1 pseudogene is annotated in these 414 nt (G+C 49.0%); it reads right to left on the bottom strand.

Annotated features, from left to right (window positions below):
• Positions 1-257 precede the first annotated feature (257 nt).
• Positions 258-414 (bottom strand): annotated as a pseudogene (sdhB, locus tag B2899_RS16355) (succinate dehydrogenase iron-sulfur subunit); the annotation flags it as partial.

Raw genomic sequence — 414 nt, 5'->3', positions numbered from 1 at the left:
TTCTTCGTTTGGTTTTCCGTTGCCAAGATGCAACACTGTCCGCGGCAGTGTGAATTTCAGCGCACCCAAAACATCCGGGTAGCGCGAAGAAGGAGACAGTTGGCTGCTTCTCCTGAAATTCATACTGCCGCTAAGTTGCCGGAAAAAGAACTTCAGAAAAAGAAATTCATTTAACTTGCTATGTTTCCTATCCTTAAAGAAGTGCATAGAAAAACAGCACCCTGCCGAATCTGCAGGGTGCCGCCGTGTATCCGCAATTAGCTGCGGAAGAAATTCTTGATAGCGTATACTGTCGTCGCGCGGTTCATCGCCGCAATGGACGTTGTAAGCGGAATGCCTTTCGGGCAGGACTGCACGCAGTTTTGCGAGTTACCGCAATCGGTAATACCGCCTTCACCCATTAAGCCTTCCAGA

Source organism: Aneurinibacillus sp. UBA3580 (assembly GCF_002375825.1).
Taxonomy (GTDB): domain Bacteria; phylum Bacillota; class Bacilli; order Aneurinibacillales; family Aneurinibacillaceae; genus Aneurinibacillus; species Aneurinibacillus danicus.
The sequence above is the reverse complement of the archived record's forward strand: the minus strand, read 5'-3'. Positions and strand labels throughout refer to the sequence as shown.